General features: G+C 41.4%; 26 protein-coding genes. 12 read left to right on the forward strand and 14 right to left on the reverse strand.

The window, feature by feature from the left end; all coding sequences use genetic code 11:
• Nucleotides 1–327: 327 nt before the first annotated feature.
• The 5 genes from cueR to zipA all read right to left on the reverse strand — a co-directional run bounded on the left by cueR (nucleotide 328) and on the right by zipA (nucleotide 6111).
• Nucleotides 328–723 (reverse strand): Cu(I)-responsive transcriptional regulator, encoded by a 396-nt coding sequence (cueR, locus tag FCV43_RS13145; RefSeq protein WP_113795824.1) that lies wholly within the window; start codon nucleotides 721–723, stop codon nucleotides 328–330.
• A gap of 14 nt (nucleotides 724–737) precedes the next feature.
• Complete coding sequence (locus tag FCV43_RS13150) at nucleotides 738–1100, reverse strand: DUF2799 domain-containing protein (RefSeq protein ID WP_113795823.1); 363 nt, start codon at nucleotides 1098–1100, stop codon at nucleotides 738–740.
• A 64-nt stretch (nucleotides 1101–1164) separates the two neighbouring features.
• Nucleotides 1165–2514 carry a multidrug transporter gene (locus tag FCV43_RS13155; RefSeq protein ID WP_113795822.1) on the reverse strand — a complete coding sequence of 450 codons (1350 nt, stop codon included), beginning with the start codon at nucleotides 2512–2514 and terminating at the stop codon, nucleotides 1165–1167.
• 524 nt (nucleotides 2515–3038) lie between these two features.
• A complete protein-coding gene (ligA, locus tag FCV43_RS13160) occupies nucleotides 3039–5048 on the reverse strand; it encodes an NAD-dependent DNA ligase LigA (protein WP_136995587.1) in 2010 nt (669 codons plus the stop codon).
• A 127-nt stretch (nucleotides 5049–5175) separates the two neighbouring features.
• The gene (zipA, locus tag FCV43_RS13165; protein ID WP_136995457.1) at nucleotides 5176–6111 is read right to left on the reverse strand and encodes a cell division protein ZipA; all 936 of its coding nucleotides are present in this window, start codon (nucleotides 6109–6111) and stop codon (nucleotides 5176–5178) included.
• A gap of 250 nt (nucleotides 6112–6361) precedes the next feature.
• Between zipA and cysZ the strand changes: the two genes are divergently transcribed.
• From cysZ to crr, 5 genes are all read left to right on the forward strand, one after another.
• Nucleotides 6362–7108, forward strand: coding sequence for a sulfate transporter CysZ (gene cysZ, locus FCV43_RS13170; RefSeq protein ID WP_113795820.1), 747 nt, complete (start codon nucleotides 6362–6364; stop codon nucleotides 7106–7108).
• A gap of 202 nt (nucleotides 7109–7310) precedes the next feature.
• Nucleotides 7311–8279 (forward strand): cysteine synthase A, encoded by a 969-nt coding sequence (cysK, locus tag FCV43_RS13175; protein ID WP_017053289.1) that lies wholly within the window; start codon nucleotides 7311–7313, stop codon nucleotides 8277–8279.
• A 298-nt stretch (nucleotides 8280–8577) separates the two neighbouring features.
• On the forward strand, nucleotides 8578–8835 hold the full coding sequence (locus FCV43_RS13185) for an HPr family phosphocarrier protein (RefSeq protein ID WP_113795818.1): 258 nt from the start codon (nucleotides 8578–8580) through the stop codon (nucleotides 8833–8835).
• Between the two features lie 137 nt (nucleotides 8836–8972).
• Nucleotides 8973–10700 (forward strand): phosphoenolpyruvate-protein phosphotransferase PtsI, encoded by a 1728-nt coding sequence (ptsI, locus tag FCV43_RS13190; protein WP_113795817.1) that lies wholly within the window; start codon nucleotides 8973–8975, stop codon nucleotides 10698–10700.
• Between the two features lie 40 nt (nucleotides 10701–10740).
• Nucleotides 10741–11250 carry a PTS glucose transporter subunit IIA gene (gene crr / locus FCV43_RS13195; RefSeq protein WP_017053292.1) on the forward strand — a complete coding sequence of 170 codons (510 nt, stop codon included), beginning with the start codon at nucleotides 10741–10743 and terminating at the stop codon, nucleotides 11248–11250.
• A gap of 93 nt (nucleotides 11251–11343) precedes the next feature.
• Here the strand turns inward: crr and FCV43_RS13200 are convergent, their stop codons facing one another.
• The 5 genes from FCV43_RS13200 to FCV43_RS13220 form a co-directional block, all read right to left on the reverse strand.
• Nucleotides 11344–12471, reverse strand: a complete 1128-nt coding sequence (locus FCV43_RS13200; RefSeq protein ID WP_136995458.1) for a flagellin — start codon at nucleotides 12469–12471, stop codon at nucleotides 11344–11346.
• Between the two features lie 208 nt (nucleotides 12472–12679).
• The gene (locus FCV43_RS13205; protein WP_136995459.1) at nucleotides 12680–13813 is read right to left on the reverse strand and encodes a flagellin; all 1134 of its coding nucleotides are present in this window, start codon (nucleotides 13811–13813) and stop codon (nucleotides 12680–12682) included.
• Nucleotides 13814–14252: 439 nt separating this feature from the next.
• Entirely contained in the window at nucleotides 14253–15386 is a 1134-nt protein-coding gene (locus FCV43_RS13210; protein ID WP_136995460.1) for a flagellin, read from the reverse strand.
• A 116-nt stretch (nucleotides 15387–15502) separates the two neighbouring features.
• Complete coding sequence (locus FCV43_RS13215; protein ID WP_136995461.1) at nucleotides 15503–16405, reverse strand: Dyp-type peroxidase; 903 nt, start codon at nucleotides 16403–16405, stop codon at nucleotides 15503–15505.
• A gap of 66 nt (nucleotides 16406–16471) precedes the next feature.
• Nucleotides 16472–16939, reverse strand: coding sequence for a DUF2919 domain-containing protein (locus FCV43_RS13220; RefSeq protein ID WP_017054226.1), 468 nt, complete (start codon nucleotides 16937–16939; stop codon nucleotides 16472–16474).
• 136 nt (nucleotides 16940–17075) lie between these two features.
• Here FCV43_RS13220 and FCV43_RS13225 point away from each other — a divergent pair, with 136 nt between their 5' ends.
• Entirely contained in the window at nucleotides 17076–17417 is a 342-nt protein-coding gene (locus FCV43_RS13225) for a DUF2956 domain-containing protein (protein WP_017054227.1), read from the forward strand.
• A gap of 146 nt (nucleotides 17418–17563) precedes the next feature.
• Here FCV43_RS13225 and FCV43_RS13230 read toward each other — a convergent pair whose 3' ends face one another.
• Nucleotides 17564–17851 (reverse strand): winged helix-turn-helix domain-containing protein, encoded by a 288-nt coding sequence (locus FCV43_RS13230; protein WP_017054228.1) that lies wholly within the window; start codon nucleotides 17849–17851, stop codon nucleotides 17564–17566.
• A 279-nt stretch (nucleotides 17852–18130) separates the two neighbouring features.
• Here FCV43_RS13230 and FCV43_RS13235 point away from each other — a divergent pair, with 279 nt between their 5' ends.
• The 4 genes from FCV43_RS13235 (at nucleotide 18131) to FCV43_RS13250 (ending at nucleotide 20577) form a co-directional block, all read left to right on the forward strand.
• On the forward strand, nucleotides 18131–18478 hold the full coding sequence (locus tag FCV43_RS13235; RefSeq protein ID WP_017054229.1) for an ArsC family reductase: 348 nt from the start codon (nucleotides 18131–18133) through the stop codon (nucleotides 18476–18478).
• Between the two features lie 14 nt (nucleotides 18479–18492).
• Nucleotides 18493–19632: a succinyl-diaminopimelate desuccinylase gene (gene dapE, locus FCV43_RS13240; protein WP_113799014.1), complete on the forward strand. Its 1140-nt coding sequence runs from the start codon at nucleotides 18493–18495 to the stop codon at nucleotides 19630–19632.
• Between the two features lie 9 nt (nucleotides 19633–19641).
• On the forward strand, nucleotides 19642–20316 hold the full coding sequence (locus FCV43_RS13245) for a M15 family metallopeptidase (protein ID WP_136995462.1): 675 nt from the start codon (nucleotides 19642–19644) through the stop codon (nucleotides 20314–20316).
• A gap of 63 nt (nucleotides 20317–20379) precedes the next feature.
• Nucleotides 20380–20577, forward strand: a complete 198-nt coding sequence (locus tag FCV43_RS13250; protein ID WP_017054232.1) for a DUF2897 family protein — start codon at nucleotides 20380–20382, stop codon at nucleotides 20575–20577.
• Between the two features lie 65 nt (nucleotides 20578–20642).
• On the opposite strand, the gene bamC is transcribed toward FCV43_RS13250, so the two are convergent.
• Both bamC and dapA read right to left on the reverse strand, forming a co-directional pair.
• On the reverse strand, nucleotides 20643–21662 hold the full coding sequence (gene bamC / locus FCV43_RS13255) for an outer membrane protein assembly factor BamC (protein WP_113799016.1): 1020 nt from the start codon (nucleotides 21660–21662) through the stop codon (nucleotides 20643–20645).
• 49 nt (nucleotides 21663–21711) lie between these two features.
• Complete coding sequence (dapA, locus tag FCV43_RS13260; RefSeq protein WP_017054234.1) at nucleotides 21712–22590, reverse strand: 4-hydroxy-tetrahydrodipicolinate synthase; 879 nt, start codon at nucleotides 22588–22590, stop codon at nucleotides 21712–21714.
• A 304-nt stretch (nucleotides 22591–22894) separates the two neighbouring features.
• Here dapA and FCV43_RS13265 point away from each other — a divergent pair, with 304 nt between their 5' ends.
• Both FCV43_RS13265 and bcp read left to right on the forward strand, forming a co-directional pair.
• A complete protein-coding gene (locus FCV43_RS13265) occupies nucleotides 22895–23437 on the forward strand; it encodes a glycine cleavage system protein R (protein ID WP_017054235.1) in 543 nt (180 codons plus the stop codon).
• Between the two features lie 12 nt (nucleotides 23438–23449).
• On the forward strand, nucleotides 23450–23917 hold the full coding sequence (bcp, locus tag FCV43_RS13270) for a thioredoxin-dependent thiol peroxidase (RefSeq protein WP_017054236.1): 468 nt from the start codon (nucleotides 23450–23452) through the stop codon (nucleotides 23915–23917).
• Between the two features lie 122 nt (nucleotides 23918–24039).
• On the opposite strand, the gene FCV43_RS13275 is transcribed toward bcp, so the two are convergent.
• Nucleotides 24040–25113, reverse strand: a complete 1074-nt coding sequence (locus FCV43_RS13275; RefSeq protein WP_017054237.1) for an AI-2E family transporter — start codon at nucleotides 25111–25113, stop codon at nucleotides 24040–24042.

Genomic DNA, 25113 nt, shown 5'->3' on the forward strand with positions numbered 1-25113 from the left:
AAATATGGATTATATTAATTTTTTTTGACCTTTTACGAATAATGCATCTATTATTTTCACGTACAGACATTTAAATAATTATAATCAATAAGTGAGGATCTAATGAAACATGCTTTTTTAATTACGTTATTATCACTATTTATTATCCCATCAACGAGTAATGCGAGTCAAAATGGAGGAAAATCCTTTGGTAGCGCTATGAAATGTACATTTAATTCAGGGGCCGTTGAAATGCTCCCAAGAGAACTCTGTAAAGTTTATGGCGGAAAAACAAATTAACATCACGCAAGAGGCTAGAGATCAGTAGATAAAAATACGATCTCTAGCTCATTCATTTTGTCTGACTAAATCTTCAAGAATAGGGCATGCATGATCATTGTTGCCTGGACATTTGTTGATCCAGAGCTCTAATTGCGACTTGATAATCATCAATTCATTTAGTTTGCTGTTTACTTCATCAAGTTTAGTTAGTGCTTTTTCTTTAACTTCAGCACTTGTCGCTTCAGGGTTATTCGCCAGCTGAACTAAACCTTTACACTCTTCTAGAGTGAAGCCTACTCTTCTTGAGCGAGCAACAACCATAAGTTGTTCTGCATGCTTTTTAGTATAAACACGGTATCCATTGTCTGCTCTCAATGGAGGAGAAATCAATCCTTTGTCTTCGTATAAACGCACTGATTTAGATGACAACCCTGTAATTTTTGCAACTTCACTTATATTCATCTTTTATACCTAAATTAGCGTTTATAAAAATCAGCTCCGATAAATGCATCCCAACCACGCTGCCACTCAACCTTTATCATGACGGCTTGCTCATGATCCTCACACTGTCCATTATAGCGTATACCACTGATACCCTTTGCAAAAGCATTATAAGGATTGCAATATTCTAAGAGCCCCTTTTGATAACCTAATGAATATGGTGTTATTTGAAAAGGTACTTTCGCTTTTATTCTATCCAGTATATCAGATTCAACACCATAGCCACTCCGCCCTAGCCTTTCACCTTGACTAAACCAAAACTCATCATCCGTCTGTACATTTTTTGCACATGCAGTCATGGTCATTATAAAACAAGTACAAAGTATAAGTTTCTTCATAAAAAGCCTCTAATATAAAAAAGCTGAGCATACAATGCTCAGCTTTTTCTCATTACTATTTAAGTTATTTTACATTAAATGGGATTGCTAAAATCAACTTAAAGTCTGTTTCATCTTGGAACAAGTTAGCATAGCCATTCCAGCTTGGAGCGTCAGTATCGTTAAAGTACTGAGTGTAATGGAAGGCAACAGTTGCATCTTTAAGAGCGCCAGCTTGAATTGCATAGTTTGCAAATGCACTGTAAGAGTACTCAGTAAGGTCATCATAGCCATCTACTGAAGAACCACCGCCATATGCTCCACTAACACCAGCGCTGAAACCAGTGCCACCTATATCAGCGAAATCACGACTAACTGAACCAAACACAGCTAACTCTTCATGGTGGTTGAAATCAGAACGGTTGTTCCACCAGATATCGTACGCACCATTTGAACCGCCATAGCCAGCTGTTGGGCGATACGCAAACCAGTTACCATCTTCTTCAGCCATTGTGTATGTCGCTTCTGCTCGGTACGAATATGGACCAGAAGAGTAGCTAGATAGGAAGGCTAATTGATACCCAGTATCACCATCATCATATTGATTATCATCGTTGACATAATACAGTTGAGGTGACCAGTAGATTCCACCTTCAGTTGTCCCTTTCACTTTAAAGTGTGCCGTTGTACGTTCATCTAACTTAGAAAAAGCACCGTCTAAAGCAATACCATTATCTAATTTATAGCGAGCACCAACAGAAAATAAGATTTCGTCATCACCATCAACACCAATGAATGCATCAGTTTCTTTATACCATGGAGCTTTATATTCATCAGCAATAACGAAGCCAAGATCTAGAGCACCAAATGTACCGCCAATTTCACCACCACGGTATGTACCTGGAGCAAATGACCAGTTAACACCCAAGCCACTTGCTACTGACGGTTGGAAGTAACCAAGTTTAGCTTTAATATTTTCGCCAAACTTAAACTTAGCCGCTGCAGTTGCGAATGAAACGCCACCTTTTTCTAGTTGACCCCAACAGCCCGAAGAATTTGGTCCATCACAATCTAGGAAGTTCATTTCATGACCAGCACCCACAGAATCATTCCACATATCCCATGTACTGTAGATAACAAAATCAGCACCTACTACATCATTCACATAACCAGAATTAAAACCAAGGTTCACAAAAATACTACCGTGGTTTAGGTTCGTTTCTTTCTTAGTATCATTACCATCTGCATCAGTACCTGCACGGTCACGAGCTCGCATCCAGAAATTTAGATTACCGCTAATTGTTGACTCAGAGAAAAACTCCGACACTTCACCCGTATACTCAGGACCTACTGGGTCATTTGCAAACGCTGGAGCTGCTGCAAGAGCCCCTACCATTGCCGCCGTAATAGCAGATACTTTAAAAAATTTGTCCATGGAAAAACTCCTAAAAAATGGATATAGCTGTATTTTTATTTTTCTCACCTTAAGTTGGCCGCCGAAGGGAGAAGTGATTTCCTATTAAAAACCTAATTATTCCTAATCACGGTTTTTGTGTTTCCTGCATACACCGTGTGTACCCATGGCTATAAGACTAACTTCGCAGCAAAAAACATCAATCATAACTTAATTTTTATCTAAAAAAATATGACCGATAACTAACTTTCATCAACTTAGTGATCTTGATCTTATTTTTTCACACACAGAACCAACAAGAAACCAAACCAAATAAAAACAACAACTTAACAACGGAGAAGAGTGCAAAAAATTGAAGTACCTCGCATAAAGATAAGGAAAGAACTGCTTTTTCTACATAAGAGAGCACTCTCACAAACAAAAAAGTGTGGTTCGTATATGAACTTTTTTAAAAACATAAAATAAAGAGACTCCCTAGTGTTCACAGACAAAAAAAGGCGCTGGTAAAAACCAGCGCCTTTTAGAAATTTTTAGCTATTTATGAACTAAGACATTAAAGAAATGAGGTCTTGTTCGGATTTGATTTCCACGCCTAAATCTTGTGCCTTGGCTAATTTTGAACCTGCATTTTCGCCAGCAAATAGAATATCGGTTTTCTTAGAGACACTACCTGTCACCTTAGCTCCTAAAGCCTGCAATGCAGCTTTCGCTTCACTCCGACCTAATTGAGAGAGACTTCCTGTGAGCACCACGGTTTTTCCAGCTAATGGCTGAGGAGTATCTTCACTTGCAGCCACTACATCATCCCAAACCACACCATTCTCAATAAGTTTATTAACTACGTTCATATTAGTTTCTTGAGAGAAAAAAGTGACAATATGTCGCGCAACAATATCGCCTATATCAGAAACTTTAACTAATGCTTCATGATCTGCGGCGATAACGGCTTCTAAAGAGCAAAAATGCTGTGCCAAATTTGCAGCGGTCGCTTCACCCACTTCTCTAATACCTAACGAATAAAGAAATCTAGGCAGGGTTGTTTGTTTTGATTTTTCCAGTGCCGCGACAACATTTTGTGCCGACTTAGGCCCCATACGATCTAAAACGGTCAATACACCTGCACTTAACTTAAACAAGTCCGCAGGCGTACCCACCATCTCACGCTCAACAAGCTGCTCGATAACTTTTACACCTAGCCCATCAACATCCAGAGCCTTACGAGAAACAAAATGCTTTATGGCCTCTGAACGCTGCGCCTGACACACAAGTCCTCCCGTACAGCGCGCGACTGCCTCTCCCTCAATGCGTTCGATCTGAGAGTCACAGACGGGGCAAGTTTGTGGGAAAACGATGTCTGTTGCGTTTTCAGGGCGACGTTCCAACACAGCTGATACAATTTGCGGTATGACATCACCAGCACGGCGAATAATAACACTATCGCCAATTTTCACGCCTAATCTTTCAATTTCATCAGCATTATGCAAAGTCGCGTTACTGACAGTTACGCCACCGACGAATATTGGTTCCAGTTTGGCTACTGGCGTTATCGCCCCCGTTCGCCCAACTTGAAATTCAACATCATTTAACAAGGTGATCTCTTCTTGCGCTGGAAATTTATAAGCAATGGCCCAGCGGGGTGCTCGTGCAACGAAACCTAATTGGATTTGAGCATCAATATCATCGACTTTAATGACCACGCCATCGATCTCGTAAGAAAGCGCATCACGGCGTTGCATTATCTCTTGGTAATACGCCTTCACGTCATCAAGAGATGTTAATTGACGCGTTTCAGGGCACATAGGCAGCCCCCACGCTTTCAGTTGCACAAATCTATCGTAATGGCTGTTCTTTAGCTCAATGCCTTCCACTACACCCACACTGTACGCATAAAAACTTAAAGGCCGTTTTGCGGTAATTCTAGAATCTAGTTGACGTAAGCTCCCTGCCGCGGCATTTCTTGGGTTAACAAAAACTTTATCGCCTTTTTTCAGCGCTAGTTCATTAAGTTTCTCAAAACCCGCTTTGGGCATAAAAACTTCACCACGAACTTCAATACGCTGTGGCCACCCTTCACCTTGGAGTTTGAGAGGGATCGCACTGATTGTACGTACGTTTTCAGTGATATTCTCACCCGTACTACCATCACCACGCGTTGCAGCTTGAACTAAGATGCCATTCTCATAAAGAAGACTCACCGCTAAACCATCCAGCTTTGGTTCACAACAGAAAAGATCGAGGTTCGCTGATGGAGCACGATCTTTCATTCGCTTATAAAAACTGTCTAACTCTTGATCATCAAACGCATTATCTAGCGACAACATTGGAATTTCATGGCTAACCTGAGTAAACCCGTCTAACGGTTTACCTCCAACGCGCTGACTAGGAGAGTCAATAGTGATCAAATCGGGGTGTAACTCTTCCAACTCAAGTAACTCACGCATTAAACGATCATATTCAGCATCGGGAATTACCGGGTTATCTTCTACATAGTACAAAATGGCGTGATGATGTAAGGTTTCACGAAGTTGATCTAATTTAATTTGAATATCATTCATTTGTTCTGAGCTTAATAGGGGCATGAGTTTCTCTACTTACTTTCCTAAAACATATTGCAATAAAAAAGGCCCCTCAAAGGAGCCTTCATTTCTCACTGCATTAATGTTTAATCAGTATTAATACGGTTTATTTGGCACTTTGCGCGGCTTTAAATTCTTGTATTTGACGGCGACAAGCTGCAATTCTATCTGGCGTAATCAGATTACGAGCTTCGTCTAATACGTTACCTGACATGTCATCAGCAATCTGCTGAGCCGTTTTCAACATTAACTTGAAATTCTGTTCTGCATCGCCATAGCAAGGCAGCGTCATGAAGAACGAAATCCCTTTTGTAGAAAAATCAGCAGGATCGCTATGTTCTAAAGTCCCAGGTTGCATCATATTCGCAACGCTAAATAGCACTTTTCCAGTTCCAGACAAATCTGAATGTCGATGGAAAATCGCCATTTCACCATAAATCAATCCATTTTGCTGCATGCTATCAAATAGTTTAGTGCCTACAAATGGTTCTTCACCTGAGCAATGTACATTCAGCACAATCACTTGCATTTCAGGTTCAGGTTGCTCTTTAATAGCCTCTGAATTTTGATTATCCGAAAGTGAGCTTTGCGAAAGTGCAGAGTTATCATCATCTTCAATCGCAGAAAAAGAGTCGACTCTATCAAATCCACTAAGCTCTTCCTCATTTACGATAACGTCATCGTTCCCTTGTTCATCTGCCGTAAAAGGAACGAATTCTTCTGCTTTCGATTCTTTAGAAACGCTCAATTCAAGTTCATCTTGAGCATGATCAATCAAGGGATCGACAAATTCAGGTTCATCATTATGACCAAAATCAGGTTCTTTTCTCACTTTACGAATGATTTCAAAATCATCCTCAGGAGCAAATGAGCGAACAGGCGCCTCTTCTTTCTCATCAGAATCATCTAAATCTAGTTTACCGAGTGGCTTATTCCCAAACTTAGATTTCCCTTCTTTCTTACTAGTCCAAAGACCATGAAACAATAATGCGGCGATCGCTAGCGCGCCAACAATTATGAGTACGAATCGCAATTCCTGCATTGTTTACTCTCTGCTTCTTAGTGATAGCATTTAAATGGTGTTATTTTAATCATCTTAATAAAAACACTCTAAATCAACGTCACTAAGGTGGGTTAAATCGGCTTATACCGCTACTCTATCAAATCTCTATGCTATTTTAGAACAACTTAATGTGAGAAGTTCCCCACATGCTGAGATTTTCATCATGCTTTTCTTCTAAATTTGGTTAAGTACAATACAAAAAGTCATTTACGGTAAAATATAAAACATTATGAACTCAGAGAACAAACAAAGATCAGGTTTTGGCTATTTCTTTTATGGATTAGAGTTAGCCCTAACACCGGGCATTCGCCAATATGTATTACTTCCACTTCTCGCAAATATCGTACTAGTCGGCGGGGCGTTGTTTTTCCTATTTTCAAACCTTGATGCTTGGATAACCAACTGGATGGGGCAACTTCCTGAATTTCTTTCATGGTTAAGTTATCTTTTGTGGCCGCTTCTTGTATTAACTATTCTGGCTACTTTCTCTTACTTCTTCAGTACGCTAGCCAATTTTATAGCGGCTCCATTTAATGGTCTATTAGCTGAAAAAGTAGAGATGAAGCTATCTGGTCAGAAAGTCAATGATGATGGCCTGATGGACGTGCTAAAAGATACGCCACGCATCCTTGCTCGCGAATGGCGCAAATTACGTTATGTCTTACCAAAAGCTATTGGACTCTTTTTAATATTGCTCATTCCCGCTCTTGGCCAAACAGTAGGTCCTATATTGTGGTTTTTATTCACGGCTTGGATGTTAGCGATTCAATACTGTGATTATCCTTTCGATAACCATAAAATCGATTTCTCTACCATGAGAAACAATTTGAAACAAAAACAGACGAAAGCTTATAGCTTTGGTGCTTTAGTGTCAGTGTTCACCACCATACCAGTGCTGAATCTATTTGTTATGCCAATTGCCGTTTGTGGTGCGACAGCTCTTTGGGTTGCCGAATATAAAGATTTCCACAAATAAACCACTGAATTCCTGCAAAATGAGGAGAACTCTCTCGTGGTTCTCCCATTAATCTACCAACCTCCCATAAGATATAACTTTTTAATCCTTCTCCATTTTTTTGTTCTAACATAAGCTCTCAGTACGACTCCAAACGCTACCCAACAATTGGCGACCATCTAAGATACCCAGTTGTTTAGAACATACATGAAGGAACATCATAATGAGCAAAATTTACGAAGATAACAGCCTAACTATTGGTAACACTCCCCTTGTGCGTTTAAACAAAGTAAGTAAAGGCAAAGTACTCGCTAAAATCGAAGCACGTAATCCAAGCTTCAGTGTGAAATGCCGTATCGGTGCCAATATGATTTGGGAAGCTGAAAAAGCGGGTACTTTAAAGCAGGGAATTGAACTCGTAGAACCAACAAGTGGTAATACTGGTATTGCTTTAGCTTTTGTTGCGGCAGCTCGTGGCTATAAGTTAACTCTGACAATGCCTGAATCAATGAGTTTAGAGCGTCGTAAACTTCTCAAGGCTCTTGGGGCTAACTTAGTTCTTACTGAAGCACCAAAAGGCATGAAAGGCGCTATCGCAAAAGCAGAAGAGATTGTGGCAAGCGACCCAAGTAAGTTCTTACTGTTACAACAATTCAACAACCCAGCTAACCCGCAGATTCACGAAAAAACGACAGGCCCTGAAATTTGGGACGCGACTGATGGCGAGATTGATGTATTCGTTTCTGGTGTGGGTACAGGTGGTACATTAACGGGAACAAGTCGTTACATTAAAGGTGAAAAAGGCAAAGCCATTGTCTCTGTCGCTGTAGAACCAGCTGAATCTCCAGTGATCGCCCAAGCTCTCGCAGGGCAAGAAATCACACCTGCGCCACATAAGATTCAAGGTATTGGTGCCGGATTTATTCCTGGAAACCTCGATTTAGAGCTAATTGACCGTGTAGAAGCCGTTACTTCAGATGAAGCGATTGAGATGGCTCAACGCCTAATGGAAGAGGAAGGAATTCTTGCGGGAATCTCTTCTGGAGCAGCGGTTGTTGCGGCCAACAGATTAGCTGAACTACCTGAATTTGAAGGGAAAACTATTGTAACCATCTTACCAAGCTCTGGTGAGCGTTACCTCAGCACGGCTCTGTTTTCAGGTGTTTTTACCGAGAAAGAGAACCAACAATAATATGTGGTCAAATCAATTTTTAATTTAAAAAAGCCCCTTTATGGGGCTTTTTTGTTGATCCTGACTCCACCTTTGGTAATATCAGCCCTGTATTATTTTAAGCTTCAAAATAAAAGAAGCAAAATACACATTTTCATTGATCGCAGGTTTGGTTTAATCAAATTGGCGATTGAAAAAAATTAAACTAGTATCAGTTCTAATACGATTGAGAAACTTCTTCCCTAGCCGGAACAGGTTAAAACGGTTAAGCTGAAATGGTTAATAATCATACAAAAATAAATTAATTGGGGTATATCACATGTACGAGAAGCAAGTAGAAATTACAGCAGAAAATGGTCTTCACACACGTCCTGCTGCACAGTTTGTTAAAGAAGCTAAAGCATTTGACGCAGACATCACTGTAACTTCTAACGGCAAAAGCGCTAGCGCGAAAAGCCTTTTCAAACTGCAAACTCTTGGCCTAGTAAAAGGCACTGTAGTGACTATTTCAGCAGAAGGCCCACAAGCTCAACCTGCAGTTGATCACCTAGTTGCTCTTATGGACCAACTACACTAATAATTGATTTATATTTAAAAGCCATTTTGCTATTGCGAAGTGGCTTTATTAAATATAACCGATCATTGGCGCTATAATTAACGTTAGCAAATAGCACTCATTCTCCCGTTTACAGTTGACCAACTTAAGGTAAAGCTATGATTTCAGGCATCCTAGCATCTCCAGGTATTGCTTTTGGTAAAGCACTACTACTTCAAGAAGATGAAATTGTCCTAAATACTCACTCTATCTCTGACGATCAAGTAGAAGCAGAAGTTCAACGCTTTTTTGATGCTCGTAACAAATCTTCTCAACAATTAGAAATCGTTAGACAAAAAGCACTTGAAACATTTGGCGAAGAAAAAGAAGCAATCTTTGAAGGCCACATCATGTTGCTGGAAGATGAAGAGCTAGAAGAAGAAATTTTAGCCCTTATCAAAAAAGACAAGATGCATGCAGACAACGCGATCCATACCGTGATCGAAGAACAAGCTGTCGCTCTTGAATCTCTTGATGACGAATACCTAAAAGAACGTGCAACAGATATCCGTGATATCGGCACGCGCTTTGTTAAAAATGCACTAGGCATCAACATTGTATCTATCAGTGATATCAATGAAGAAGTGATCCTAGTCGCTTACGATCTAACACCGTCAGAAACTGCACAAATCAACCTAGATTACGTTCTTGGTTTCGCTTGTGACATCGGTGGTCGTACTTCTCATACTTCAATCATGGCTCGTTCACTTGAACTTCCAGCTATCGTTGGTACTAACGATATTACGAAGCAAATCAAGAATGGCGACATGCTTGTGCTAGATGCGATGAACAATAAAATCATCGTAAACCCATCAGACGCTGAATTAGCAGAAGCTCAAAAAATCAAAGCCGATTTTGAAGCAGAAGCAGCTGAACTAGCTAAACTTAAAGATTTACCAGCAATCACTCTTGATGATCATCAAGTAGAAGTTTGCGGTAACATCGGTACAGTAAAAGATTGCGATGGCATCATCCGTAACGGTGGTGAGGGCGTTGGTCTGTACCGTACAGAATTCTTATTCATGGATCGCGATGCCCTTCCTACTGAGGAAGAGCAGTACGTTGCTTATAAAGAAGTAGCGGAAGCAATGCATGGTGAATCAGTGATTATCCGTACTATGGATATCGGTGGTGATAAAGATCTACCTTATATGGATCTTCCACAAGAAATGAACCCGTTCCTAGGCTGGCGCGCTGTTCGTATCAGTCTAGATCGTCGTGAAATTTTACGTGACCAACTACGTGGCATCCTGCGTGCTTCTGCACACGGAAAACTACGTATCATGTTCCCAATGATTATCTCTGTTGAAGAAATCCGTGAACTGAAAAAAGCGATTGAAGAATATAAAGTTGAACTTCGAGCTGAAGGTTTGGCCTTCGATGAAGAGATCGAAATTGGTGTTATGGTTGAAACTCCAGCAGCAGCTGCGATTGCTCATCACCTAGCGAAAGAAGTTAGTTTCTTCTCTATTGGCACAAATGACTTAACTCAATATACTCTTGCAGTAGACCGTGGTAACGAGATGATTTCTCATCTTTACAACCCACTTTCTCCAGCTGTTTTAACTGTTATTAAACAAGTTATTGATGCATCTCATAAAGAAGGTAAATGGACTGGTATGTGTGGCGAGCTTGCTGGCGACGAACGTGCTACTCTACTTCTACTTGGTATGGGTCTAGATGAGTTCAGTATGAGCGGAATATCTATCCCTAAAGTGAAGAAAGTTATCCGTAACTCAAACTTCTCTGAAGTAAAAGCGATGGCTGAAGAAGCACTTTCTCTGCCTACAGCGGCAGAAATTCAAGCTTGCGTTGAAAAATTTATCGCAGAAAAGACAAACAACTAATATAATTGGTTGATTCAAAAATATTCTTTAGGAGCAAGACATGGGTCTGTTTGACAAACTTAAGAAACTAGTATCTGACGATAGCGCTGACGCGGGTGCAATCGAAATTATCGCACCTCTATCTGGTGAGATCGTAAACATTGAAGATGTGCCAGACGTAGTTTTCGCTGAAAAAATCGTTGGTGACGGTATCGCGATCAAACCTACTGGCGACAAAATGGTAGCTCCAGTAAACGGTACTATCGGTAAAATCTTCGAAACTAACCACGCATTCTCTATTGAGTCTGATGATGGCGTTGAGCTTTTTGTTCACTTCGGTATCGATACTGTTGAACTAAAAGGCGAAGGCTTCAAGCGTATCGCTGAAGAAGGCCAATCAGTTAAAGCTGGTGACACGGTTATCGAATTTGATCTTGCGCTTCTTGAAGAGAAAGCAAAATCAACACTGACTCCAGTTGTTATCTCTAACATGGACGAAATCAAAGAGTTGAACAAACTTGCTGGTTCTGTTGTTGTTGGTGAAACACCAGTACTGCGCGTAACTAAGTAATTAGAATTAGCTACCCTAAAACGTAAAAATGCTGCCTAATGGCAGCATTTTTTTTATTCCAGTAAAACCAATCTAGTCAACTAAGGAAATAAACTAAGATAATAAGCCTAATGCTGCACTAGGGATCTGTTTAGCTTGAACCAATAAAGTCGATGTCGCTTGTTGTAAGGCTTGAGATTTAAACTGATTAACAGATTCTCTGGCAAAGTCGGCATCTTTAATTCGGCTTTTAGACGCGGTCATGTTCTGATTTATGCTATGCAGGTTATCAATGGTGACTTCTACTCGATTTTGAAAACTACCAATTTCACTGCGGTGTGAATCGACATATTTCATCGCCGTATCGACAAGCGATACGCCCAACTGTGACTGCCCTAGCGAACTTAAGTCTAAATCATCAAGCGTGAGTAAATCACCGCCTTCAAAATCAAGCTGTTCATTCAAACTACCCGAAACATCAAAACCCTTGGGAGCACTCAACGCCCCCATAAACAATTGAAGCTTCCTATCTTCGGTAACAGATGCGTTCACAATATCTTGTTGAGAATTAATGTAAGTCGCGACCTCATTAATACTATCACCGGCCTTCAGTCGAATCTGTTGATTTTGTTTCTCCCCACTCACATCATCATACTTCACATTCAATGAGAGATTGCTTTTAGGAACTTGCCAAGTTTCATCAACACTTTCATTTGCAATGTAATAATGCCCTCCCGTCTCTGGAAGGTTGGTACTCATATTTTTTAAATGAAGTGATATAGAGTCAGCATTTGGGCTAATGTTGAAGCTCTGGGAACCAAATGAGCCATTAAACAGATTTTTACCTGCAAAAGTGGTCGTTTGAGCAATTCTGTTTAGTTCATCTTTTAATGCACTGGCCTCATGCTGGATCCCATCACGATCATCTTGAGAGTTTGAACCGTTGGATGATTGTAGCGATAAAGACCGTAATCGTTGCAGCATGTCACTGCTTTCTTGAAGCGCACTCTCTGCCGTTTGAGCAACCGAGTAGGCATTGGCGGCATTGCTCAACGAAACATCAATACCCCGAGTTTGTGTACTTAAGGTATTTGATATTTGCATTCCTGCGGCATCGTCACTCGCAGAGTTTATCCGATAGCCTGAATTCAATTTTCGCTGCGTGTCAGATGTTTCAGAAGCAGCGTCGCTAAAATACCGCTGAGTGATCATCGCAGATGTATTAGTATTGAGTGAAATCATCTAACCGATACCTTTCTCCTGTACACCTGTAGTTAACCCACTAGAAATACCAACGTTATTACCTATGGAGTGTCAATCTAGACACACCATAGGTAATAAGAGTTGCTATGAATAAATCCAGATAAGCAAAAAGCCAAGTAACATTACTTGGCTTCTATTTTATCGTTAAGCTTTAACCTAACATTTAGCCTAACATTTAGCCTAGCATTTAGCCTAGCAAGCTTAATGCTGAGTTAGGCGCTTGCTTCGCTTGTGCAAGAATTGAGCTTGATGCCTGACCAAGAATTTGTGTCTTCGTCATTTGCGTCGTTTCTTTCGCGAAATCGGTATCTTTGATACGGCTCTTCGATGCATTAACATTTTCGTTAATGTTATCTAAGTTGTTGATTGCATGTTCGAAACGGTTTTGGAAAGCACCCAATTCTGCACGGTGGCTATCGACATATTTAAGTGCTGCATCAATAACAGCAACAGATTCTTGTGAACCGCCAACCGTTCTTACATCAATAGTATCAACCGTTTCTTTACGACCCGCTTGCATGTCTAGCTCACCAGCAAGACCGCCAGAGAATTCAACGTCGCCCGATACTTTGTTGCTACCCGCAAACATTTGAAGTGCGCCATCTTCTGTAACTGATGCTTTTACTAAATCTGTTTGACCATTAATGTAAGTAGCAAGTTCTTCGATATCATCACCCGCTTTCGCGCTAATGTTGATTTCTTGTTCTTGGCCTGCTGTATCAGTCAGCTTAATCGTAAGGTCGTTAGCGTCTGATTTAACCGCCCAATCTTTATCTTTTGCTTCGCCAGCTTGGTAACCTGTGCCACCCATTTTTGAGTTATCTGAACGCATATCGCGTAGAGAAAGCATGACCGCTTCACCGTTATCAGCACCAATTTGGAATGATTTCGTGCCGTGAGTGCCATTAAGTAGCTTATTGCCACCAAATGATGTGGTTTCTGCAATACGGTTTAGTTCATCGTTAAGCGCCGTTACTTCTTCTTGAATCGCTACACGCTCAGCTTTTGAGTTTGAGCCGTTTGAAGATTGTAGTGACAAGTCACGCATACGTTGAAGGATGTTGGTTGTTTCATTCATTGCACCTTCTGCTGTTTGTGCAATTGAAATACCGTCATTTGCGTTACGTACTGCAACATCAAGACCACGGCTTTGTACGTTTAAACGGTTCGAAATTTGTAGACCCGCTGCGTCGTCTTTCGCACTGTTAATTTTGAAGCCTGATGATAGGCGTTCCATTGAGGTTTGCTGAGCACTTGTCGAATTATTAAGGTGACGCTGTGCTGTCATCGCTGATACGTTAGTATTTACATTAACTGCCATGGTAATTTCTCCAATTGATTTTTCGTTGTAGCGGTTTTCGACGTCTCGAAAAACCAAGTAGTTCTCTCAAAGTTACTTTTAATAACGGCGCTAATTGGAAATTCTTTAACTTTTTTTTAAGGTTTTCTTATAAAAAAGGCAGTTATACCTAAAAAGGTGATGAAGTAGGAAAAAAGAGCAAATAACTGAAAAAAGTACTCAAGTATCAATCGATGCGGTCGATGGGCGCACGAGCTATTCCACTGTTACTCACTTTTACTACGTATGCTTAGATGCTTAGATGCTTAGATGCTTAGATGCTTAGATGCTTAGGGTGCTTTGATTTTAGAAAAAGGAAAACAATATATGCCTGTAGAGCTGGCAGGTTATGATTTTTGGCTGAATGTAGGATTTATAATATAGGAGACTAGAACGCCAATTTGTAGATAGGTTTATTGTACTAATTCAATAAAGTTAACGCTAAATTGGGCGTCTGTTTGGCTTGAGCAAGAATTGAGGTGCTCACTTGTTGCAGGATTTGTTGTTTGATCATTTGTGTCGTCTCTTTTGCGTAATCAGTATCCACAATTCGACTATTGGATGCGGCTAAATTCTCATGAACGTTATCGAGATTATTGATCGCGTGATCGAAGCGATTTTGCAATGCGCCGAGTTCCGCACGGTGGCTATCTACATATTTCATCGCCGTATCTAAAACGGATACGGCCCTTTGCGCGCCGCCTACATTGGTGATATCAATATCATTCACGGTTTCATAAGCGCCAGAGCTCATCGACAACTCATCCGCCAAGCTCCCACTAAACTGAATGGTACCTGCCGTCTTTTCACCCGCCATAAAAACTTGCAGTTGCCCCTCATCATTAACCGATGCTGACACCTGATCCGTTTTACCATTGATGTAAGTCGCTAACTCCTCGATGTCATCACCAGCTTTCGCCTTAATATCGATGGTTTGTGGCTGACCCTTAGCGTCCGTAAATGTCATTGAGAACTGGCGATTACCCGGTGACACTTGCCAACTGGAGTCCATCGCATTCATTGATGCATAACTAAAGCCGCCCATATCAATGCCATCGGTTCTCATATTATTCAGGCTAACTTGAACCGCTTCACCCGAACTGGCACCAATTTGAAATGAAGCCTTCCCAAACTGACCATTCAGTAGCTTCTTTCCACCAAATGATGTTGTCTCTGCGATTCGATTTAACTCGTCATTAAGAGCCGTCATCTCCTCCTGTAAGGCAACTCTTTCAGCCTTGCTGTTAGAGCCATTCGAAGATTGTAACGAGAGATCTCGCATGCGCTGCATAATGTTTGTCGTCTCATTCATGGCACCCTCAGCGGTTTGCATGATTGAAATACCATCATTAGCGTTACGAACCGCAACGTCTAAACCTCGCATTTGAGATTCGATACGATTGGAAATTTGTAAACCAGCAGCATCATCTTTTGCACTATTAATACGCCTCCCCGAAGCTAAACGCTCCAGAGATTGGTTCAGCATATCTGTTGCGTTCGTCAGATTTCTCTGGGCAACTAGTGCTGATACATTGGTATTAACGGTAATAGACATTCGCTCTGCAATTCACCAAAAATTAGGGTCTGTTCTCTTATCGGCGAAAATTGAGGCAACTTTAGTAAAATAAAAGGGAAGCCATTCGCTTCCCTTTACAGGTATTGAACTAATGACTAGGCCATAGATAGTGTTAGCAACATCTCTTGAGAAGGTGCGAAGAAATACGCGCCAGTGACCGCATGTGTAAATCGTAATAGCTGATCGGTTTTACCATCTGTTACGCCATACATACTTTCAAGCATTGCCGTAAAGTTATGCACGTTATTACAGTAAGCGATAAACAGCAGGCCATGATCGCCACTTGCGCTACCGTATGGAAGGCTATGACGAACTATTTTCAATCCCTTACCTTCCTCTTTAATATCAACACGACCTACATGAGATGCAGCAGGAACATCATCTAATTCAATAGAGTCTGGTTTCGTTCTTCCAATGACCTTCTCTTGAGCTGAAACACCTAAGCGGTTCCAAGCTGGCAGGTCATGCAAAAAACGTTGAACCATGACATAACTGCCACCAGCAAAATCCCCTTCTGCGACCAGTGCCACCTCTTTACGCTGCTCAGCTTTAGGATTCTCTGTACCATCCACGAAATCCGTCATATCTCTTGAATCAAGATAACGGTAACCATACGTTTCATCGACGACAGCGACATCATCTGCGATCTCAGCCAATAATTTGCGTACCACATAGAAATGCAGGTCGTGGCGATTAGAGTGGCAGTGAATCAACACATCGACATTTGTACTAGGTGCAGTAATATCGCCTTCACCAAGCTCTGGGAATTCAATTAATTCTGAAGGCGCAGCTTGGCTAAAGTTCTTCCAAAAGGCATGAGAAAACGCAACGGAGACCGTGAGATCAGATCCAGGTTGCGCTTGATTGAGTTCTTCTACTAATGCAGGTAAGCCTTGAAGTTGAGTTAATACATCAGCGGCATTGCTTGTCACTTTTAGTTGAGCATAAAGTGCAAATGGGCCAGCTTCAGGCAATATTGCAGATTGCGGTTGTACCATGAGAAATCCTCTCTTATTTTTTGCTCAGTGTAATATTTTTCTTGCGGTATATCTTGATTCTGATCACTAAGCCTCTGAACTAAAATCAGGAATTTTAAAACAATCTTTTACGGTTCGACTTTTATATAAATAGATTGCAGCCCAAAGAAGTAGCAATAGTGTAATACCATTCGGCCAGCTAAAAAGCCCGTTACTCAAATAGACATGATAAGCCGTTTGAACAACTTGTAATAACACCACACACAGCGTCACCCAACGTCCCTGACTACTTATTGAATTAATCCATTTTCTATCGGGGCTACGTAGGTTAATCAACCACATATAAATAATGCTAGGTACTCCAACCACCAACCCAAGGTAGAGCATGGCATGATCTGGATAGACGATCTCTAATATTTTGGCACCACTGTCCCTGCTCGCGCCTGCCACAACAAAGACAACCCATGCCTTAGCGAGAAAAAGCCAACTTAACCATACCAGTAATGGGGCTTTTAAGAACCCATGCTGGTCATACTGTTCAAAAGCGTAGCGCACTTCACTGTCTCAAATTACAAAAATGAAAAAATCACTTTAACTTAATTCTTCGTAAAAGTTATAGTGAATAAAGAAGATATTATTTAAGTGTCGTGCTCACTTCAGCATTGCTCTTTGACCTAAGTTGACTAAGAACATGAAAACGAAAAACAACACCTCACTGGAAACGCAACAAGAAGCCATGAAAGTCGCAAAATCTATTCAAAAGCCTAACCAGACCAAAGAGCAAACAAAGCTCGTTGCAGCAGGTATTGAGAAAGGGATAACTCTGTATAAAAAACAGCAGAAAGAGAAAAGTCGTCAAGCGGATAAAGCGAAGAAAAAAGAGCAAAAATCAAAGCAACAACAAATCAAATCACAAGACGAGATATCAGACTCTTCATCGTCAGAGGTTCAGCAGTCCAAAACCTCATTACTGCCTTGGCTATTACTCGTCATAAGCTGGATCGGTTTTGCGCTCTATATTACGCAACAATAGGAAACATCATACAACAGCAGGAAGCCGTCCATAGTCTCAACTTCAGCTCAGTAATTTGAAATAACGATTATTGACTCGAAAGGAATACTAATGAGCGATGCATAGATCTAAAAAAGCCAGCATGATGCTGGCTTCGTTTTCCAAGTTTAAGCGGTAAAGCCTAAACTCGTTGCGATATCATCTTCTCGCTCGGTTACCCACTGACTATCAAATGGTCCCCAATCCGATAATTGATAATAGCCGTCATTGTGACGTCGTCCATCTTGAACAAACATCAACTCAATACCAATACCCGGCAATGCTTTCAATACATCTTGGATAGTACGGCGAGGCCAGCCCGTCTTCTCAATGAGTTTCGGTACATTTGGCCTTTCAAGGCTTTCCACTAACAAAGCTAAATACAGTCGCCTTGCAAAAACAGGACTCAGTTCCATTGACACCTCCATTACTGTGCAACAGTATTATTTCTTTTTTCGGTTTGTGTGTGTTGAGATTGATCAATAACTCTCCAATTGGCATGGTTTGTGCGCTTTTTTTTGGTCAACAAATTATTTATCGCTCTATTTTGTGTGTCTCGACGCTTCCTGTTAGGATTTAAACACAATAATAAAGTTGCAAACTTACTTGGTGAACCGCGTAATAATTGACTCATTGAGCAACTCAATTCGTTAACTACGCTAAAAATCACCAACTGCGTTTAGAAAGGAAGAGAAATGACAGCCATCATGTACGGCATCCCAAATTGCGATACCATCAAAAAAGCAAAAAAGTGGCTTCAAGCCGAAGAGATTGAATTTACGTTCCACGACTATCGAAAGCAGGGAATAACGGAAGCGTTAGTGAACGAATTTTGCCAGCAACTTGGTTGGGAAAACGTATTAAATAAGCGTGGAACGACTTACCGTCAGCTACCTCAAGAACAGAAAGATAACTTAGATAGCGACAACGTAATATCTCTACTTGTGGAGCAACCTGCAATGATCAAGCGCCCTATCATTTATATTGGCGAGCAGTATCATGTTGGCTTCAAAGCGGATTCATACGTTTCAATTTTCAAATAAAAGGATTTTCAAGGATGACAGATAGCCCAGTACTGGCCTTAGCAAAAGATTTAATTGGTCGCCAGTCAGTGACTCCCGAAGATGCGGGATGTCAAAAACTCATGATTGATCGCTTAAAAGCACTCGGTTTTACTATTGAAGAGATGATCTTTGAAGATACCACCAATTTTTGGGCTCGCCGAGGAACCGAAGCGCCACTGTTTGCCTTCGCAGGGCATACTGATGTCGTGCCCGCTGGACCATTAGAAAAGTGGGACACTCCACCATTTGAACCGACGATTATTGATGGCTACCTTCACGGTCGTGGTGCTGCGGATATGAAAGGCTCACTTGCCAGCATGATCGTCGCCGTTGAGCGTTTCATCGCTGAGCATCCTGATCACAAAGGCTCGATTGGCTTCCTCATCACATCTGATGAAGAAGGACCATTCATTAATGGTACGGTTCGTGTTGTTGAAGCACTAATGGCACGCGGTGAAAATATTGATATGTGTATCGTTGGGGAACCATCAAGCACCAATTCCGTTGGCGATGTAGTTAAAAATGGCCGTCGTGGCTCGATCACTGGCGATTTATGTGTCAAAGGGATACAAGGGCATGTCGCCTACCCCCACCTAGCACGTAACCCTGTTCATCAATCACTGCTGGCTCTTAATGAGCTATCAACAACAAAGTGGGATGATGGTAACGCGTACTTCCCTCCCACCAGCTTCCAAATCCCCAACATTCACGCCGGAACAGGAGCATCAAACGTTGTTCCTGGTGAGTTAAATGTTCAGTTTAATCTGCGTTTTAGCACCGAGCTTTGTAACGATGTCATCGTAGAGCGTATCCGCGCCATTTTAGATAAACACGATCTCGACTATGAGCTCAAGTGGACATTCAATGGCGACCCATTCTTGACGGACACTGGCGATCTACTCGATGCGGTTGTTTTTGGTGTAAATACCGTTAACCAACACAAGCCTGAACTTCTTACGACAGGTGGAACATCTGATGGCCGATTTATCGCTCGTATGGGCGGTCAAGTTGTTGAACTAGGCCCGGTGAATGCCACAATTCATAAGGTCAATGAGTGTGTCAAAGTGGAAGACCTAGAGCTTCTTGCCGACATGTACCAACATACATTGCAATATCTTTTCGCTAATAAATAAGGGCGAACCATGACTCCTGAGCAGCTAACAGGTCAAACAAACGATCATTTAGTTCCGGTCACCATTGGGCAAAAAGAGTTTTTAATTCATCCTAATGTACAGAACGATTTATTGGCATTATCTGCTGCTGCTCAGCAAGCTGGATTTCAAATGCACATTGCCAGCGGGTTTCGAGACTACGCTCGGCAAAAAGCCATTTGGGATAATAAATTCTCAGGGCATAGCACCATTAACGATACGCACAACCAAGCTATTCCTTTTGACTCTATGACCGAAGAGCAGAGAATATTTGCGATTTTGCGCTGGTCGGCACTGCCCGGAGCCAGTCGTCATCATTGGGGGACTGATTTTGATCTCTTTGCTGCAGACCGACTTCCTGAAAATACAAAGCTTCAATTAGAAACTTGGGAATATGATACTGGTCATCAAGCGGAGTTCTCTATTTGGCTAAAAGCGAACCTTGGAACGTTTGGTTTTTTCATCCCTTATTCTCAAGATCTAGGCGGCGTCGCGGTTGAGCCTTGGCATATTAGCCACCGTTTAACCGCAGCATCTTGCTTAGAGCAATTGACGCAAGATCAATTAGCCAGCCAAATAAAAACATTGCCGATTTTGGGGCAGGAACAGGTGCTACAGAACCTTTCTACCATCTATACTCAATATGTTACTAACATCCGTTCTTAACGTTACTGAGCCCAACAAAGCCAATGGGGACAAGTTTGGTTCCTAGAGCGAGAGGATAAATTCATGGAGTTTTTAACTAACCCGTGGGTGATTAGCATCATTGTGGTGAGCGTGGTGGTTGGAAATATTGCTGCGTTAAAATACACTGCAAACATGAAGTTTGGGCCGTTAGATCCATCCAAAAGAGAGAAGAGTGATTTAGATAAGCTCAATGAACTTGATCAAATCAAACAAGCTCAAAAGACAGAAATAGATAAGTAAAACGAACAAAGTGAAAAAGGGATCAAATGATCCCTTTTTATATCTTACTAACAATATGAACCAGATTACTCTTGTTCAAACATCGCAGACAATACTGGAGCGAGCGACTTAAGTAACGCCTCTTCTACTGGTTTACCACCAGCATCAGTCACGTTAATTGAAGTACGGTTGCCTAAATCACCAAACAAGAAGGTGTAAGTACCACCATTAAGTTCAATCGGCTTAGTTCCAATGGACTCCCAGAATTCATCATCAGGAGCCGCATATTTCGCTTTCATTGTACCTTGAGATTGATTGCGTCCTTCAAGGCTAAACCCTAACTCAGGCAGTAAGCTTGGAAGGCGCTGCCACAAAATATTATATGGCGTACGAGCAATAATCACTGGGAAGCCACTACGGTCAACCCCCATACTGATAGGAATTTGTTTTACTAACTCTTGTGCTCGAATTGCGGCTTCATCACGCAAGTTTTGATCGTACTTAACGGTGACTAGATTGGTCATAAATGCGTTATAACGCTCTTTATTGGTCTGGGTCACTGGTTTTACCGTCGAACCCTCTCGCCAATCAATCAAGTTAACTTTAAACGCAAAACGATTGTTCGCTTTAAAACGAGTGATTTCGTAACGACTGCCAATTTCAGTCTCTTCATCTTCTGAAATCCAGCTAACCCAATCGGTTTCAACACGATCCGAGCTATTTTCAAGCAACGCAATGTTTCGAGCATTCAGCATATCGATTGCAGTTTGCCAAACTTTATCCATTTCGCCTTCAGTTAACAGCCATAAGGTGACTTCACCATTTTGGCGCTCTGCTCTTGCTCCTGGAATCAACTCGAGAACTTGCTGTGGCGGACGAATATCAACGTTTTGTCCAACTCCACCTTCGAAATCACCCATCGGGATATCAAAGTTTGGGTAGAACTGAGGCGTTGCATCTTCTGGTAAATTCAGCTGGGTCAGTTCAGGTGTATTTAGATATTCAAAATCATCTTTCGCTTGACGACGTCGATCAGCACCTCCAGAGCAGGCGCTAAGAACAAGAACAGCCAGTGAACCAACCACTAGCTGATGAGAAAATTTCATTTAGGCTCCTAAAATGCCGAGAAACTACATTCGGCATTGTGTGTTCAATTTAATAAATACAAGCTTCTGTCATTGCTTGAGCAACAAGTGGACGAGCTGATTCTGATAATTCAGTTAAAGGTAGACGTAATCCACCTTCGGCAATTAATCCCAATTTATGCACAGCCCATTTTACGGGGATAGGATTAGATTCAACAAACAAGTTTTTATGCAAAGGAATCAAACGTTCGTTGATGGCTTCTGCTTCTTCAAAGTTCCCCTCTTTTGCAAGACGGAACATCTTCGCCATATCCGCAGCCGCGACATTATTGGACACCGAAATAACACCTTGCCCACCACGCTTAACGAATTCTAGCCCCGTTAAATCATCACCACTTAGTAAGATAAAATCTTCGCCACAAAGTTCACGGTGAATTGAAATTCTTTCTAAATCACCCGTTGCATCTTTTAGCGCCACAATATTATCAATTTTTGATAGACGAGCAACGGTTTCAGGTAACAGATCGACTGCAGTTCTTCCTGGTACATTATACAAAATTTGAGGCACGTCACTTACTTCAGCAATCGCTTTGTAGTGTTGATATAACCCTTCTTGAGTCGGCTTATTGTAGTACGGCGTCACACTCAAGCATCCCACAATTCCAGATCCATTTAATAGACGACTAAAAGTCACCGATTCATGTGTAGCGTTTGCTCCCGTGCCTGCAATCACAGGGATACGTCCCTCAGCAAACTCGACCACCTTAGTTACCACCTTAACATGCTCTTCTATTGTTAAGGTCGCAGACTCACCTGTAGTTCCTACCGCGACGATGCCATCGGTACCAGCAGCAATGTGATGCTCTACTAGTTTCTTCAAGCTATCAAAATCGACTTCGCCATCTGAGTTAAAAGGTGTAACTAACGCAACGATACTTCCTGAAAACATATCTATCTCCCTTATTTGATTCTTTTTGCATGGTACTGTAATGCGATTGATAAACACAAGGGAATAACCCGCTTACTTAGTACAAGTTAGTGAATAATTATCAGTTGTTAGAGTTTTATCTAAATCCACACAACCGATTCGTATATTCAATGAATTTAAACTTAGTATAAAGTGACACACTTACTCGGTGTCATGTAATGGTGATATTTCATTTAGTGCCTTTAAAAAGCCTCCTCATCTCTCATCCCGCCCCGATAACTGTGCTAACATGCAACCAATAATGGAATAAAAAATAAGTGATATTATGACTCAACATCTAGTAATCACAGCTGTTGGCGCTGATCGCCCAGGGGTGTGTAATCAAGTCGTACATTTAGTAACTCAATCTGGCTGTAATATTATTGATAGCCGAATCGCTCTCTTTGGGAACGAATTCACATTGATCATGCTGCTATCTGGCACAACCAATACGATTACACGAGTTGAAACGACGCTCCCTCTACTAGGGCAAGATCATGATCTCATCACCATAATGAAGCGCACCTCTCCTCACGAATATTTAGATAATAGCTATACTGTCGAAGTCTTTGTCGAGTCAGATGACAAACTAGGACTGACAGAGAAATTTACTCAATTCTTTGCCGATCAAAACATTGGTTTAGACTCACTCAGCGCAAAAACCATCAATAAATCCAAAGTGCAACTTGATAGTGACCAGTTCCATATTGCGATCACCGCTTCTATCAGTTCAGATTTCAACCTGATGCAACTACAAGAAGATTTTGATGCGCTATGTGCTGAGCTTTCGGTTCAAGGCTCGCTCAACTTTATAAAAAACAGTCAATAGAAAGGAAAATCGATGAATACGCTGACTGCTGGCACTCCTGCTCCAGCCTTTTCTCTACTCGATCAAGATGGAAAAACAATAACGCTTGCTGATTTTGCAGGTAAGAAAGTACTTTTTTATTTTTACCCGAAAGCAATGACTCCAGGTTGCACAGTTCAAGCTCAAGGCTTAAGAGACACGAAAAAAGAGCTGGATGAGCATAATGTTGTGGTGCTTGGTGTCAGTATTGACCCTGTTAAACGCTTAGGTAAATTTATTGAGCGTGACAACTTAAATTTTTCACTTCTTTCCGATGAAGATCACCAATGCGCAGAGCAATTTGGTGTGTGGGGAGAAAAGAAATTTATGGGCCGTACCTATGATGGTTTGCACCGTATCAGCTTTTTAATTAATGAAGAGGGGATCATTGAGCACGTTTTCAACAAGTTCAAAACGAAGACTCATCATGAAGTGGTTCTTGATTACTTAAACGATAAATAAGACTGGATCACATCATCTAGGCAACACCTTCTACAAAAAAAGCCCTGAGTATGAACTTAGGGCTTTTTCGTTATTGAGCAAAAAGGTTTATGACTACACCATCATGCTTAGGCAAACAATAATCACGATTCCGCAACGTCAGATTCAATCTCAGTGCTTGGCAGGGCGTTCCATACCGCTTTGACTAATGTGGCTAAAGGAATCGCAAAGAACACGCCCCAGAATCCCCATAACCCACCAAACACCAGTACAGCAACGATGATTGCCACTGGATGCAAATTCACAGCTTCAGAGAATAGAATCGGGACTATCACATTGCCGTCCAAGGCTTGAATAATGCCGTACGCGATCATCAACCAGTAAAATGGAGTGTCTAACCCCCACTGAAACAGACCAACAATGGCCACAGGAACCGTGACCGCAGCCGCACCAATATATGGAATCAAAACCGACAAACCAACGGCAACCGCCAGTAGCACTGAATAGCGCAAATCTAAAATGGCAAAAGTAATATAGCTCACACCACCAACGATCAGAATTTCCAACACCTTTCCTCGGATATAGTTAGAAATCTGTTGATTCATTTCACGCCATACTTTCGTCGCTAAACGACGATTCTTAGGCAGTACTCCACTCGCCATTCTAACCATCTCTTCTTTGTCTTTTAACAAGAAGAAGATAAGCAGAGGCACAAGGATGAGATAAACCCCTAGCGTTGCGATACTGATAAGAGAAGCCAGAGATCCTTTTACAACGCTCTCCCCCATGCCTAATACTTTGTTTTTTGCATTAGAGGCAATCGACTCGACAATCTGCAAGTTGGCGAGCTCAGGGAAACGTTCTGGAATGGCAATAATGAATTTTTGCAGTTCATTGTACATGTTAGGAATATCATTGATGAGGTTCCCCACTTGATGCCAAATCGTTGGAACCAAACCAAACAGAGCCAACAACGTTAAACTGAAGAAAACCATAATAACAAGCACAACGGACAGGGTTCTTGGTATCCCCACACGGCACAATTGAGCAATGGGCCATTCAAGAAGATATGCCAATACTATTGCCACAAGCAGCGGTGCAATCAAATGGCCGAAGAAATAAATGGTAATGAAACCAAAGAATAAAATGGCGACCAAACTTACTGCATGTGGATCTGAAAAACGTCGTTTATACCAACGACTGATCATTTCAAGCAT

Source organism: Vibrio genomosp. F6, from assembly GCF_005146325.1.
GTDB classification, from domain to species: domain Bacteria; phylum Pseudomonadota; class Gammaproteobacteria; order Enterobacterales; family Vibrionaceae; genus Vibrio; species Vibrio cortegadensis.